The organism is Rubrivirga halophila (assembly GCF_046845755.1).
Taxonomy (GTDB): domain Bacteria; phylum Bacteroidota; class Rhodothermia; order Rhodothermales; family Rubricoccaceae; genus Rubrivirga.
This window is the reverse complement of the sequence record NZ_CP177357.1, coordinates 3,880,423-3,894,135: the sequence shown is the minus strand read 5'-3', so window position 1 is coordinate 3,894,135 and position 13,713 is coordinate 3,880,423. Positions and strand designations below refer to the sequence as shown.

9 protein-coding genes are annotated in these 13,713 nt (G+C 74.2%); 6 read left to right on the top strand and 3 right to left on the bottom strand.

Going from position 1 to position 13,713, the window contains the following annotated elements; genetic code table 11:
- The first annotated feature begins 78 nt into the window (after positions 1–78).
- Positions 79–2,103 (top strand): GWxTD domain-containing protein, encoded by a 2,025-nt coding sequence (locus ACLIRP_RS17020; RefSeq protein ID WP_412061665.1) that lies wholly within the window; start codon positions 79–81, stop codon positions 2,101–2,103.
- 33 nt (positions 2,104–2,136) lie between these two features.
- Here ACLIRP_RS17020 and ACLIRP_RS17015 read toward each other — a convergent pair whose 3' ends face one another.
- Positions 2,137–3,108 carry a YndJ family transporter gene (locus tag ACLIRP_RS17015; protein WP_412061664.1) on the bottom strand — a complete coding sequence of 324 codons (972 nt, stop codon included), beginning with the start codon at positions 3,106–3,108 and terminating at the stop codon, positions 2,137–2,139.
- A gap of 131 nt (positions 3,109–3,239) precedes the next feature.
- Between ACLIRP_RS17015 and ACLIRP_RS17010 the strand changes: the two genes are divergently transcribed.
- Both ACLIRP_RS17010 and ACLIRP_RS17005 read left to right on the top strand, forming a co-directional pair.
- On the top strand, positions 3,240–4,388 hold the full coding sequence (locus tag ACLIRP_RS17010) for a S1C family serine protease (protein ID WP_412061663.1): 1,149 nt from the start codon (positions 3,240–3,242) through the stop codon (positions 4,386–4,388).
- Between the two features lie 89 nt (positions 4,389–4,477).
- Entirely contained in the window at positions 4,478–5,521 is a 1,044-nt protein-coding gene (locus ACLIRP_RS17005) for a hypothetical protein (RefSeq protein ID WP_412061662.1), read from the top strand.
- A gap of 345 nt (positions 5,522–5,866) precedes the next feature.
- Here the strand turns inward: ACLIRP_RS17005 and ACLIRP_RS17000 are convergent, their stop codons facing one another.
- On the bottom strand, positions 5,867–9,841 hold the full coding sequence (locus ACLIRP_RS17000; RefSeq protein ID WP_412061661.1) for an NF038122 family metalloprotease: 3,975 nt from the start codon (positions 9,839–9,841) through the stop codon (positions 5,867–5,869).
- A 188-nt stretch (positions 9,842–10,029) separates the two neighbouring features.
- On the opposite strand from ACLIRP_RS17000, the gene ACLIRP_RS16995 reads away from it, so the two are divergent.
- Genes ACLIRP_RS16995 through ACLIRP_RS16985 form a run of 3 tightly spaced genes read left to right on the top strand, consistent with a single transcriptional unit; the run spans position 10,030 to position 13,200 of the window.
- Complete coding sequence (locus ACLIRP_RS16995; protein ID WP_412063726.1) at positions 10,030–11,574, top strand: sigma 54-interacting transcriptional regulator; 1,545 nt, start codon at positions 10,030–10,032, stop codon at positions 11,572–11,574.
- A 12-nt stretch (positions 11,575–11,586) separates the two neighbouring features.
- Entirely contained in the window at positions 11,587–12,633 is a 1,047-nt protein-coding gene (locus ACLIRP_RS16990; protein WP_412061660.1) for an ion channel, read from the top strand.
- 57 nt (positions 12,634–12,690) lie between these two features.
- Entirely contained in the window at positions 12,691–13,200 is a 510-nt protein-coding gene (locus ACLIRP_RS16985) for an N-acetyltransferase family protein (RefSeq protein WP_412061659.1), read from the top strand.
- On the opposite strand, the gene ACLIRP_RS16980 is transcribed toward ACLIRP_RS16985, so the two are convergent.
- Entirely contained in the window at positions 13,197–13,667 is a 471-nt protein-coding gene (locus ACLIRP_RS16980) for an Lrp/AsnC family transcriptional regulator (RefSeq protein ID WP_412061658.1), read from the bottom strand. The genes ACLIRP_RS16985 and ACLIRP_RS16980 overlap by 4 nt on opposite strands.
- Positions 13,668–13,713 lie beyond the last annotated feature (46 nt).

Genomic DNA, 13,713 nt, shown 5'->3' with positions numbered 1-13,713 from the left:
CCAATGGGGCGCCGGAGAGGCCTCGGCGCGAGCGGGCGTTCCGCGTACGTTTGGGCTCTGTCCCCCGCGTCCCGCCGTATGCGTCCCGTCGTCTTCGCCTTCGCGCTCGCCGTGTCCGCCGCCGCCCAGCCCGACGCGGGCGCCCTGCTGGCGGCGGGCGACACGACGGCTGCCGTCGAGGCCGTGCGCGCCGGGTTCGAGGCCCGGCCCGACGACGCGACCCTCCGGTCGGTCGCGCTCCGGCTGGATCTGGCGGGCCGGAGCCGGACCGTCCAGCGGCTGCCGCGCCCGCTCCGCCAGCGGCACGTGGTGGCGCGCGCGCGCGAGCTCCTGGCGCTGGCGCCGACCGACACCGTCGCGCTCCGCGTGCTGGCGAGCGACGCGACGTGGACGGCGCTCGGCTGGCACGACCGCGTCGCGCTCGGCCACATCTCCAGCCCCTACGGCGCGTTCGTGAGCGCCGAGGAGGTCCGGGCGCGGCAGGCCTACTCGCAGGTCCGCACCGACCAGCGCCGGGCGATGGCGCCCGACCTCGACCGGAGCGAGCGGGCGCATAGGGCGCACCTCGAGGCGGTCGGCTACCTCGACACCTGGCTCGCCGCCGACCCCGCCGCGCCCGAGGCCTACCGGCTCGCCGCGACGCTCGCCGTGCTCACGCGCGAGTGGGCGGGCCTGGCCCGGCTCGCGGCCCGGTTCGGCGCCGCCTCCGACGACCCCCGCGCCGACCTCTACGCCGGGCTCGCGGCCTACCGGCTCGGCGACGCCGCCGCGTCGGAGGCCGCCTTCGCCCGGGCCGTCGCCGGCCTCCCCGAGGCCGAGGCCACCCGGCTCACCGACGTCCGCGCCCTCCTCCCGACGGACCGCCGCGCCGCCTACGACGCCGCGCCCGACGCCGTCGCCGACTCGTTCTGGACGACGACGGACCCGCGCCTGCTCAGCGAGGCGAACGAGCGCCGCGCCGAGCACCGCGCCCGCGTCGTCGAGGCCGACCTGATGTTCGGGCGGTCGGCCGACGACCTGTTCGCGCCGGTCGCCCAGCGGGGCGCCGAGACGAGCCAGGGCCAGGTCTGGGTCCGCTACGGGCGCCCCGCCGAGACCGTCCGGTTCCTCGCCGACGAGAACGCCGTCCAGATCTACGGCGAGCGCGACAACCGCTTCGCGATCTGGGACTATCCCGACTTCCAGTTCGTCTTCGACGACCCCTCGTCGTCGGGCGTCTACCGGACCTACAGCCCGCCCGCGAGCGCCTTCGGCTCCACGAGCTCGGCCGCGCGCGACGACTTCGTGGCCCAGGACGCCCGAATGCAGCGCGACGACCCGCAGCGGACGCAAGACGCCCCCGAGACCGCGCTCGACGTGCCGATGCTGGCGTCCCGCTTCCGCGCGCCGGGCGGCGGCACGGACGTGATCGTCGGCTGGGGCGTGCCGCTCGACTCGGTCGCCGCGCCCGTCCGGACGGGCGCGTTCGCCCTGGTGCGCGGCGCCGTCGTGGACCGGGCGGTCGCGGATCGGACGCGGCTCGGATCCGGGCGGATCACGCGAGCCGGGGGCGGGCCGGTGTGGGCCGAGGGCGCCGTCGTCCGCGTGGCCGGGTCGGGCGAGGTCCGCGCCGAGGTCGAGGGCGACGCCGGCCGGGCGCACGGCGCGGCGGCGCTGGCGGTCGAGCCGCTCGCGGGCGGGTTCGGGGTGAGCGACCTCCTGCTGGCGCTCTCCGTGGATGAGGATGGGGCCGGGCCGGTCGTGCGCGACGGGCTGGGGATCGTGCCCGCGCCGCGCGCCGCGTTCCCCACGACGGACCCCGTGTACGTGGTGCTGGAGGCGTACGGGCTGGGGCTGGAGGGCGGCCGGACGCGCTACACCGTCGAGGCGACGCTGCGGCCCCAGGCGCGGCGCGGCGGGCTGCTGGGGCGGATCTTCGGGCGCGGCCGGGGCCCGGGCGTTTCCGTCCGGGCGGAGGGCGCCGGCTCGCGCGCCGACGAGACGCTGTCGTTCTTCGTCGACGTGCGCCAGCAGCCGGCGGGGGCGTACACGCTGCGCGTGGAGGTCCGCGACGAGACGACCGGCGCGACGGCGGCGGCCGAACGTACGATGACGCTCGAGTAAGGGCGTACCGCAACACGCCCCGACGGCGTGGGGTCATCCCGACGGCGCGCCTGGCCTGGGCCGGAGACGGCGCCAGCCGAGCGCACCCCACAGCGCGAACCCGTACGCGTTCAGCGCCCCGTGGCGCGAGGCCATCCAGGCCACGTCCGGCTGGCCGAGCCCCAAGCGGGCGCCAAACTGGAACCACGCCGCCAGCCCCATCGCCAGCACGAGGGCCCCGCCCGAGACCGCCAGCATCACGCTCGTCTTTCGGTCCTCCACGGCCCCGGCCCGGACCACGCCCAGCACACCGACACCGACGGCTGCCAGCGTCAGCAGCGCCACGCCGACGGCTTCGACCACGGACCCGCTGGCGGGCCCCCGGCCGAGCGCGATGCCCGCCGCGACGCCCCAGAACCCGACGACGAGCCCGGCGACGAGCCCGGCGTGCACCGTCCGCCAGCGGGCCGCGAGCGCCCGGCCCAGCAGTCCGGCCCAGATCAGCACGAAGGCCCCCGCGTAGTGGAAGTGGGCGGCGGTGAGGAGGGCGACGAGACTCGAGTACCCGGTGTCGACGCCCGAGCGTGCGAGCACGAGCCAGACCGCCCCGCCCGGCAGCGTCGCCCAGCCGAGCGCGAGCGCGACCTCGGCGGCATCGGCGAGCCCCCGCTGGCGGGCGGCTTCCGCCACCATGTGAGCAGCGACGACGGTCGTCGGGACGAGCCACAGCGCCGCCAGCGCGCCGGCCAGCGGCCCGGGCGCGACGAGCAGCGACCCGGCGGCGCCGAGGGCGCCGGGCAGCAGCAGCCACGACGCGGCCGACAGCGCGCGTGGCGCGGCGCCAAACCCGGCCGGCACGCTCGCGACCAGGAACAGCGGGACGAGCACGAGCGGCGCCAGCAGGACCAGGTGCCCGACCTCTTCCTCAGCGCCCGTGCCGGTCGCGAGCGGGACGAACAGGAGCGCCAACCACGCCACCATTCCGGCGAGGGCGACGCGGGCGAGACGGCGGTCGACGAGGGGCACGGGAGGGCGGCGGCGGGCCGCCAGTCTAGCCAGGCACGGCGGCGGGCGCGTCGCCCGTTGTCAAACCCTCACCTCCCGTTCAGAAACCGACCGGAGCGGGCCCCGTAGTCCGCCTTCCCGGTCCGATCGCCATGCGCTTCCCCCTCGTCGTCCTCGTCGCCCTCGTCGGCTGCCAGCAGCCCGCTCACTCCCAGCAGACCGACGGCCCGCTCGGCGTCGACGCCCCGATTGCCGAGGGCGCGGGCGCGCTGGAGCGGATCGAGGGCGAGATCCAGTCGTCGCGGCGGACCGCCATCACGCGCGCCGTCGAGGCCGCCAGCCCGGCCGTCGTGTCGGTCAACATCATCGAGGTGCAGAACGTCGTGCAGCGCGCGAACCCGCTGGAGGAGCTCTTCTACGGCCGCCGCATCCCCGACCGCGTCTACCAGCGCGAGGTCCAGGGGCTCGGCTCCGGGTTCGTCATCTCCGAGGACGGCTACATCGTGACGAACGACCACGTCGCGGGCAACGCCACGCGCATCACGATCGCCTTTCCCGACGGCTCCCAAATGCCGGCGCGGCTCGTCGGCAGCGACCCCGAGACGGACATCGCGCTTCTGAAGGTGGACCCGCCGGAGCCTCTCCCGTACCTCGCCTTCGAGGAGTCCGGCGACGCGATCGTGGGCGAGTGGGCGATCGCGCTCGGCAACCCGTTCGGGCTGTTCGAGGCCGCCGAGCCGACCGTCACCGTCGGCGTGGTCAGCGCCGTCGGGCGCGACTTCCCGGCCCAGCAGGGCCGCACCTTCCGCGACATGATCCAGACCGACGCGGCCATCAACTCGGGCAACTCCGGCGGCCCGCTCGTCGACGCGCTCGGCCGGGTGATCGGGATGAACACGTTCATCTTCTCGCGGTCCGGGGGGTCGGTCGGGCTCGGGTTCTCGGTCCCCGCCTGGCGCGTCCGCCAGGTCGTCGAGGAGTTGCGGACGTCGGGCGCCGTGGACCGCTCGTTCTACACCGGCCTCAACATCCGGCCCGTCACCGCGCGGCTGGCGCAGCAGCTCGGGCTGACGAACGCGCGCGGGCTGGTCGTCACGTCCGTCGACACCGCGAGCCCGGCGGAGCGGGCGGGCCTGCTCCCGCGCGACGTGATCGTGTCGTTCGACGGTGAAGCGGTGACGACGAACGAGGAGGTGCGGGACCGGTTTATCGACCGCCGCGCCGGCGACACGATCCGGCTGGGCGTGGTCCGAGGCGGCCGGGCGGTCGAGGTAGACCTAGCGCTCGCGGAGGTCCGATGACCGACCCACGAGACGAGGACGCGACGAGGCGAGGAGACGAGGGTCGGGCGAGGCCCGCACGAGCCCAGGAGGCGAGAGGGCGCCGCCCCATGCGCCATTCCCCTCCTCGCTTCGTTTCCTCCCTTCCTCTTCTCCTCCTCGTCCTCCTCGCCGGCTGCCTGCCGTCGAGCCAGCGCGAGGTCGACCGCTCGGTCTCGGCCGCCGACTCCGCCAGCGCCGCGCTCGCAGAAACGGTCGCCGTCGACACGCTGGAGGTGCTCTGGACCGCGCGAGCGTCCGAGGCCGCCCCGATGCCGGTCCCGACCGGGCTGGCGTGGCTCGGCGACACGCTCGTGGTCGTCGAGACGCAGGAGGGCAGCGTCCGCCGCATCTCCGCCGACGGCCGGTTTCTGGACGCGACGGCGCTCCCGGCGGACGGCTTCCCGTACCTCGCCGGGACGCGAGGCGACACCGTCGTGGTGCTGGCGCGCCAAGCGGGCGAGCTGTGGTGGGCGGTGCCCGGCCAGGGCGTCGTGCGGCGCGTGCCCGCCCCCGACGGCGCAGCGCTCGCGCTCGCGGCGCCGGGCCGGCTGGCGGTCCGCGTCGGCGGCGGACCCGACGCCCGCGAGCCGGTCGTGATCGGCCTCGACGAGACCGGCGCTGAGACATCGCGAGCCCCCATCAACGGCCCCGCGTGGCGGGCGATCGGGCGGCTCCGGCTCTGGGGCGACTCGCTCGTCGCGCTCTCCGGCTACCGCCCCGTCGTCGACGTGCTCGCGCTGGGTGCGGCGGCGTTCGACACGCTCGCGCTCGTCGGGTTCACGTCCCCACAAGCGGTCCGCTCGGCCCAGTTCATGCGCGGCGACGCCGACGAGCCGCCGCTGCTCACGTCGAGCGCCGCCGCGCTTGGCGACCGGCTGCTGGCGATCAACCTGCGCACCGACCACGTCCGCCTCGACGTCTACGGGCGCGGCGGGCGGCTGGAGCGCGTGCTCGTCAGCCGGGCCGCCGAGGAGACCGACGTGCCGCTCGACCTCGCCGTCCGCGAGCGCGGCGACGCCGTCGAGATCGCCGTGCTGTGGGCCCGCCCGCCGGGCATCCTGAGCGGCCCGACGGCCCGCGTGGTCCTCTACCGCTGGCGCCCGACGCGCTGACCCGACGCCCCTGACGGTCGGGCGTGCGCCAGAAGGCCGAGGAAGCCGGTGGGGAGACCTCCCCTCCCAGACGGGAGGGGCTGGGGAAGGGTGACCGGCATAGCGCCAGCAGGATGGCACTAGTTGGAAGACCACCCTCACCCTGTCCCTCTCCCGAGGCGAGAGGGGACGCCGTAGGTCACGTTCAGGCAGCCGAGGGACGGCTCAGACGACGGCCGCCAGCCACCTCTGGTCGATCACCCGCGGCGGCTGGCGGCCCCGAACGATCTCCCCGCCCCGTCGCCATTCTAAAAAAGGGGCGCGGGCTTCGGCCCGCGCCCCTGCGCGTCGATCCGTCGGCGCCCGCTAACGGACGACCGTGAGCGTCCGGGTCTCGGTCCGGTCGCCGGCCGTCACGCGGACGAGGTAGGTGCCGGCCGCCAGCGCCTCGGCGCCGAGCGCGAGGTCGTGGGTCCCGACCGCCATCGGCTCGCCGTCGGCGAGCGTCGCCACGCGCTGGCCGAGCACGTTGAACACGGTCACCGTGACGTCGGCCGCCGTGTCGAGCGAGAACCGGATGGCGCCGCCGGAGCGGACCGGGTTCGGGACCGCGCCCGCCACCCCGAACGTGGCCGCGACGCCGTCCTCGCCGGCGACCGAGCGGACCTCGATCTGGACGGGGAACCGGACGATCGGGTTCGTCGGGTCGTTAACCACGAAGGCCACCACGTCGTCGGCCGTGCCGATGGGCAGGCCCGACTCGACGCGGAAGTCGAGCACGACCGCCTCGCCGGGGCCGACGCCCTGCGTCGAGCCCATCGGGCCGTCCGCGTCGATGCGCGTGCCGACCGAGGCCGGGAAGTCCGGCGGGTCGAGGGTGGCGATGCGGAACTGGCCGTCGGTGCCGGCATCGGTGACGACGTAGGCCGTCGCGTCGGCCTCGCCGTCGCGGGCCCGGACGTAGCCGAGGTAGCGCGTCGCGCCGAAGAGCTCGGGCGCGCCGAAGACGATCGACTCGGCGCCGTCGAAGGCGCGGCCGAACTGGTCGTACTGGACGATCTCGTCCTGGCCACGCGTGATCTCGACGATGCCGTCGCGGAAGGAGAGCGCGACGACCGAGTTGGGGAACTCGCGGTCGAGGAAGAACGGGTACCCCGGCAGGACGTCGCCGTCGGTCGTGTAGGCGAAGACCTGGTCCGAACGGTTCGGCGTCATCAGGAGCGCGTCGAGCTCGGCGCTGTACGTCATCGCCGTGACCGCGTAGTCGACGTCGAACTCGCGGCCGGTGTAGTCCAGCTCGCCGTCGTCGACCTCGGCCTCGCGGACGCGGCCCGAGGCGAACTCGGCGACCCAGACGTTGCCCGTGCGCTCGTCGTAGGCCAGGCCCGAGATGAGCTGGTTGCCGCTCGGCGGCGGGACGGCGAACACGTCCGAGAGGTCGGCCGAGACGACGAAGAGCTGCTGGGTCCGGTTGGCGCTCGTGTTGAGGTCCGAGACGAGCAGCGTGCCGTCGCCGAGCTGGGTGATGGCGAACGGGAAGAGCGCGCCCGGCAGGACGATGTCGGCGAGGGCCGAGCCGGCCGTCGCCTGGGCGCCCGACGAGACGCCCGCCTCCAGCGACAGCGGCGCGTCCGCCGGCGCCGGGCCGACGGTGCGGGCCGGGGCCTCGCTGTTGCTCAGCGCCGGCTCCAGGATGCGCACGTAGCTCAGCACGCCGCCCGTGCTCACGTTGCGGGTCTCGATCTGGAACGGCGTCTCGGCGTCGGGCGAGCCCGTCACCGCCAAGACCGGCGAGACCGGCACCTCCGCCAGCGAGGGGTACACCCCGCCGCCGACCGAGAACCGGACCGACTGCGTCCGCACGAGGGGCGACCGCTCATTCGTCTCGAACGCCGCCGTGCCGATGTAGAAGCCGGCCGGGAGCGCGCCGCCGTCGACCGTCACGGTCACTGTGTCGGTGCCGTTGGCGGGCACCGTGCCCGAGAGCTTCGACGCCGAGAACCCGGCGTCTTCGACCGACGCCAGGACGACGTCGTCGACCAGGAAGCCGGTCGCCGTGCCCGTCGCATCGGCGGAGAACCGGAAGCCGACGCGGTAGAACCCGCTCGCCCCCGCGATCCCCTCGATCGGGACGGTCACCGAGCGCCACGTGCCGTCGGCGACCAGGAGGCCGCCGGCGGAGCTCGTGATGGCGGTCAGGTCGCTAAAGTCGTTGGGGGTGATCACGACCTCCGCCACATCCCCGGCCCCCGCCTCGAGGTAGTAGTTGAAGGTCAGCGTGAGGGCGTCCTGAAGCTCGAGCTCGGCGACCTCGAAGAGGGGCGACAGGATCGTGCCCTCGGTGAGGTCCTCGTAGCCCACGCCGGTCTCCGTCTCGACGCCGAAGTGGGCGGCCGTCGGGGTCGAGTGGTCGCCCGAGCCCGCCGGGCCGATCGTGACCTCGCGCCACCGGTCGGCGTTCGGGCCGATGGCCGTGAAGCCGCCGAGCTGGGCGCCCGACTCGAAGTCGGCCTCGAACAGGATCACGGGGTCCACGCGCCGCGCCTCGGGGATCACGAACGGGATGTCGTCGACCTCGAGCAGGAGCTCGAGGTCGTAGGTCAGCGGGAAGGAGCCGCCGTTCGAGAGCGTGAGGTCGTAGGTCTCGACGCCGCGCCCGACGTCGCCGAGGACGCCGTCGACGGACGTCGAGGCCGACAGCACCGGCTCGGTGACGCCGCCGACCGAGAAGGCCGCCGGGATCAGCACCACGAGCTGGCTCTCGTCGTTGCTCCGCAGCACGAGCGTGCCGAACACGAAGGCCGGCGCCGACGACGAGAAGTCGAGCGGCACCTCGGCCGTGGCGCCGGGCGCCACGGTGCCCGCCGCGTTGACCAGGTTGACGACGGGCGAGCCCTCGGCGTAGATGCCCTCGAGCTCGAACTCGATGTCGTAGGTCAGCGGCGTGTCGCCGTCGAGGTTCTCGACCGTCAGCACGTTCGTGCCGGTGCCGCCGGCCGGCACGTCGCCCAGGAACAGCTCGTCGGTGAAGACGAGCGTGTTCTCGGTGTCGAGGACGGTCCCGTTGAGGGCGTAGCGGGCGTCGGCGAACGCGGGCTCGTAGACGACCGAGTAGCCGGTCAGCTCGAGGAGCCGGATGTCGGGGTACTCGATCTCGTCGCGGTTGCCGAAGCTGAGGTTCGGGTCCATGATCCCGATCTTGCGCTCGGCCCCGAGCGACGGCAGGCGGAGCGCGTCGTCGCGCCAGTGCGAGGCCTGCTGGCCGTCGCCGCCCTGGCGGCTGCCCGTCGCCGTCGACGTCTCGTACTCGGCGTCGCCGGTGAACGTCGTCTGGACGGCCTCGTAGTAGGTCGTGTTGCCGATCGTCGTGATCGGGACGGTGTTGGGCGGGCCCGGCGTCACGACGCGCTCGGCGACCTCCCAGCCGGCCCCGTCGTCGAGCGCCTCGCCGGGCTCGACGGCCTCGGGCCGAACGCGGAACATGTCCCAGGGCGTGAACTGGTTGTTGGGGGGGCCACCGCCGCCGATCACGGAGACGAACCCGAGCGCGTGCCCGATCTCGTGGATCGCGACGCCCTCGAAGTCGATGGCGTTGTTGTTGACGCCGTCGCGGGGGTCGAAGTCGAAGGTGAACGACGAGTTGAACCCGATGGTCGGGACGCCCGAGGCCGTGTTGGCGTCGAGGACGGCCGGCAGCTCGCCGAGCACCTGGAGCGGGATCGTCCCGCCGATCATCTGGCTCAGGAAGGCGACCGCGCTCCCGCTCCGCGCCGTCGAGGGCGTCGGGATCGGGATGGCGTTGTAGAGGTCGACGAGCCCGGGGTCGGTCGCCCGGGCGACGAGCTTGTCGCGCAGGCCCTCGGGCGTCACCGACGTGCCGCGGATGGCGCTCGACGTGCTGCCCAGGATGTTCGGGCTGGGGTACGGAGTGCCGAACCGGAGCGGCCCGTAGTCCACGTCGATCACCGTCGTGACGTCGGTCTGGATGATCTGCTCCCAGCGCGCCGCCGAGCGCCGGAAGGCGAGCAGCGCGAGCGGGTTGGCGATCAGCTGGTCGGTCGCCCGCAGGATGATCCGGAAGCCCGAGGCGCCGGCCGCCTTCGCCGACGGGATCGGCGTCAGGCGGACCTTGCTCGGCCCGGCCACGCTGAGCTCGCGGGCGACGGACAGCTCGGTCGCCGTGTCGCACTCGGCGCCGTTCGGCCCGAGCGTGACGATGTGGATGCCGCCGGGGTGGTCGATCAGCGGGACGGCGTCGCCGCCGACGTCCTGGGCGGTGGCGGGCAGCGCCAGCGCGGCGAGGACGAGGGCCGCCGCGCGGCGGACGAGGGTCGAGGTCATAACGGAGGGCTGGGCAGAGAAAACAACGGTACACAGTGTACGGCACATACCCTCCCGCGGGGGGGCAGAGGCAAAGGCCCCGGCGCGGTGGGGAGGCGCCTGAGTCGGGGCTCGCGCCCCACACCGTGCGTCGGCCGACGGAACGGCGCGCGGCGGGCCGCGTGCTGGCCCGCCCGACGATCCCCGACATGGCCGACGCCCCCAAACTATCGACGCTCGGCGCCCTCCGCGCCTCCGGCTACCGCACGCGCTCCGTCAAGGACGAGGTCCGCGCCAATCTGGTGGCCGCGCTCCGCGCCGGCCGCAACGTCTTCCCCGGCGTGCTCGGGTTCGACCGGACGGTCGTGCCCCAGGTCCAGAACGCCCTGCTCGGCCGGCACGACTTTATCCTGCTCGGCCTGCGCGGCCAGGCCAAGAGCCGCATCGTACGGCTGCTCCCCGAGTTGCTCGACGAGTGGGTGCCCGAGGTGGCCGGCTCCGAGATCCACGACGACCCGCTCGCGCCGGTGAGCAAGGTCGCCCGCGACCTCATCGCCGAGCACGGCGACGACACGCCCATCGCCTGGCTCCACCGAAGCGCGCGCTACGGCGAGAAGCTGGCCACGCCCGACACCTCCATCGCCGACCTCATCGGCGACATCGACCCCATCAAGGCCGCCACGCGCAAGCTGACGTACGCCGACGAGGAGGTCATCCACTTCGGGATCATCCCGCGCACGCACCGCGGCATCTTCGCCATCAACGAGCTCCCGGACCTGCAGCCGCGCATCCAGGTCGGCCTGCTCAACATCATGGAGGAGCAGGACATCCAGGTCCGCGGCTTCAACGTCCGCATCCCCATCGACGTGCTGATGGTGTTCACGGCCAACCCCGAGGACTACACCAACCGCGGCTCGATCATCACCCCGCTCAAGGACCGGATCGACTCGCAGATCCTGACCCACTACCCGCGCGACTTGGAGACGGGCGTCGAGATCACGCGCCAGGAGGCGTGGGCCGAGCGCGACGGCGCGGTGGCCGTCGCCGTCCCCCACATCTTCCGCGAGATCGTCGAGCAGGTGGCCTTCGAAGCCCGCGCGAGCGAGTACGTCGACCAGAAGTCGGGCGTCTCGGCGCGGCTGACGCGGGCGGCGCTCGAAGACCTGGTGAGCGCGGCCGAGCGCCGGGCGCTCTTGCACGGCGAGTCCGAGACGACCGTCCGCGCCGCCGACCTCGCCTCCATCGAGCCGGCCGTCACCGGCAAGGTGGAGCTGGTCTACGAGGGCGAGCAGGAGGGCGCGCAGGGCGTGGCCCGGGCGCTCGTCGGCAAGGCCGTCTCGACGATCGTCAAGCGCTACCTCCCCGACCCGGCGGCCAAGGGCTCCGGCGACGATGGCGGCCGCGCGGCGTACCGCGACGTCCTCGGCTGGTTCTCGAAGGGCAACACCGTCGACCTCGACACCGACCTCACCTTCCCGACGTACGCGACGGCCCTCGACCGCGTCGACGGGCTGGCGGCGCTCGTCGAGGCCCACACCTCGCCGGAGACGCCAGGCGAGAAGGCCTCGATGATGGAGCTGACACTCGAGATGCTCCACCAGCACTCGCTGCTCGGCAAGGAGGTCGCCGACGACGGCGCCAGCTACGCCGACATGATGGGCTCCGTCCTCTCCGGGCTCGGCTCCTTCGGGCCCGACGACGACGACGACGAGGACGACTTCGGGGGCGAGGACGACTACCGCCGCTTCGGCTGAGCCCTCCCGTCGATGCGTCTGCTGCTCCTTCTCGCCGCGCTCGCGGCCGCCATGCCCGCTGGCGCCCAGGCCGAGCGGCCCGCTGAGTCCGACGACCTGGTCGTGGCCGTCTTCGAGGCCCCGCCGCTGGCGAGCCAGTCGGCCGACAGCACGTGGAGCGGGCTCGGCGTCGAGCTCGCCGTCGACGTGGGGCAGGCGCTGGGCCGTGGCGTCCGGTTCGTCGGCGTCGCGCCGGACAGCGCGCTCGCGGCCCTCACCGACGGCCGGGCGGACCTCGCGCTGACCGCCCTGGTGCCCGGCGTCGAGGCCGTCGCCGACGTGGGCCCCGCCTTTGTCGACGCCGACCTCGCCATCGCCCGGCCGGCGACTTCCCAGATCGCGACCGTCGCGCGGCGCTTTTTCTCGCCGACGTTTTTCGCCATCGCCGGGGCCCTCGCCGTCCTGCTGTTCGTGGCCGGCGCGCTGATGTGGCTGGTGGAGCGCCGCCACGACTCCGAGGACTTTACGGGCAGCATGCACGGGCTGTGGGACGGGTTCTGGTGGGCCGGCGTCACGCTCACGACGATCGGCTACGGCGACACCGTCCCGCGCTCGCACGGCGGCCGGGCCCTCGCGCTCGTCTGGATGCTGCTCTCGATGGCCATCACGGCCGTGCTCACGGCCGCGCTCGTCTCGGCGCTCGGCTTGCGCGACACGTCGTCCGGCGTGCGCGTCCCGGACGACCTGCGCGGCGACCGCGTGGGCGTGGTCGCCGGGACGCCGGCCGCGGCCCTTATCGCCCGCACCGACCTCGACACCGTCCCCTTCCCCACGGCCGAGGCGGCCCTCTCCGCCCTCGACGCCGACTCCGTCGACGCCGTCGCGGGCTCGGCCTTGCGCTTGCGTGTCGCCGGCGGGGCGCCGCTGGCGCTCCGCACCCGGACGACCGGCGTCGCCATCGAGCGCTGGGCGTTTGCGACCGCCGAGGGCAGCGACTTGCGCGAGCCCGCCGCCCGCGCCGTCCTCGACCGCGTCTCCGGGCCGGACTGGCCCGAGGTCGTCCGCCGCTGGACGGAGTAGGACGAGGCGAGGCAGACGGCCCCAGGCCGTACCCTCCCACCACCCGCCCCGCCTGCGATGACCCTCCGCCCCGCCACCCCGGCCGACGCCGCGCTCGTCTGCGCCCTCGTCCACGAGCTGGCCGACTACGAGAAGGCACCTGTTCATGAGGTCCCGGCCACGCCCGACGCGTTCGCCGTGGCCCTCGCCCCCGGCGCCGAGCCCCGCCTCGGGTGCCTGCTGGCCTTCGACGACGGCGGCGACCCCGCCGGGGTCGCCATCTTCTTCCCCGCCTTCTCGACGTGGCGCGCCGGCTGGGGGCTCTACCTCGAAGACCTCTTCGTCCGGCCCGAGCGCCGGGGACAGGGCGTCGGGCTGGCGCTGTTCCGCGCCGTCGCCGCCGAGGCCGTCGCGCGCGGGGCGGAGCGGCTCGAGTGGATCGTCCTCGACTGGAACGCGCTCGCGCTGGACTTCTACAGCCGGCTCGGGGCCGAGAGCTTGGACGAGTGGACCAAGATGCGGCTCTCCGGCGACGCCCTCGCCGCCCTCGCCGACGGGCAGGACCCGGATGAACGGGGGGGAGCCTAACCTCGCGTTGGGATCGCCACGCCCGCCGTCCGGCGGTGCGCGAACAGGAGCGCCGTTTCGATCCGCGCCACCTCGGGCCGCTCCGTGAACGCCTCCAGCGCGAGCGCCCGCAGGTGCGCCGTGTCACGGACGGCCACGTGCAGCAGGTAGTCGCTCGCGCCCGTCGTGTGGAACAGCTGCACGACCTCGGGGAGCGCCAGCGCGTGCGCCTCGAACGCCTCGACCAGCCCCCGCTGGTGGCGCCGCAGCGACACCTCGACGAGCGCCTGCAGCCCGGCCCCGACCGCCTCGGCCGACACCTCAGCGTGGTACCCCACCAGCACGCCGGTCTCTTCCAGCCGCCGCGTCCGTGCGAGGGCCGTTGACGGCGCCACGCCGACGGCCGCCGCCAGCTCTTTGTTGGACGTCCGCGCATTCTGCTGCAAGCGGGTCACGATGGCGCGGTCGATTTCGTCGAGACGGGGCATGGCGGCGGGATTCCGAATCCTGTGCGGAAAAGTTGGAGACCGACCG

Excerpts from the sequence above, each read along its gene's own strand:
- ACLIRP_RS16980 (WP_412061658.1), bottom strand. The coding sequence starts at position 13,667 with ATGCCCCGTCTCGACGAAATCGACCGCGCCATCGTGACCCGCTTGCAG.
- ACLIRP_RS17000 (WP_412061661.1), bottom strand. The coding sequence starts at position 9,841 with ATGACCTCGACCCTCGTCCGCCGCGCGGCGGCCCTCGTCCTCGCCGCG.
- ACLIRP_RS17010 (WP_412061663.1), top strand. The coding sequence starts at position 3,240 with ATGCGCTTCCCCCTCGTCGTCCTCGTCGCCCTCGTCGGCTGCCAGCAG.
- ACLIRP_RS17020 (WP_412061665.1), top strand. The coding sequence starts at position 79 with ATGCGTCCCGTCGTCTTCGCCTTCGCGCTCGCCGTGTCCGCCGCCGCC.
- ACLIRP_RS16985 (WP_412061659.1), top strand. The coding sequence starts at position 12,691 with ATGACCCTCCGCCCCGCCACCCCGGCCGACGCCGCGCTCGTCTGCGCC.
- ACLIRP_RS16990 (WP_412061660.1), top strand. The coding sequence starts at position 11,587 with ATGCGTCTGCTGCTCCTTCTCGCCGCGCTCGCGGCCGCCATGCCCGCT.
- ACLIRP_RS17005 (WP_412061662.1), top strand. The coding sequence starts at position 4,478 with ATGCGCCATTCCCCTCCTCGCTTCGTTTCCTCCCTTCCTCTTCTCCTC.
- ACLIRP_RS16995 (WP_412063726.1), top strand. The coding sequence starts at position 10,030 with ATGGCCGACGCCCCCAAACTATCGACGCTCGGCGCCCTCCGCGCCTCC.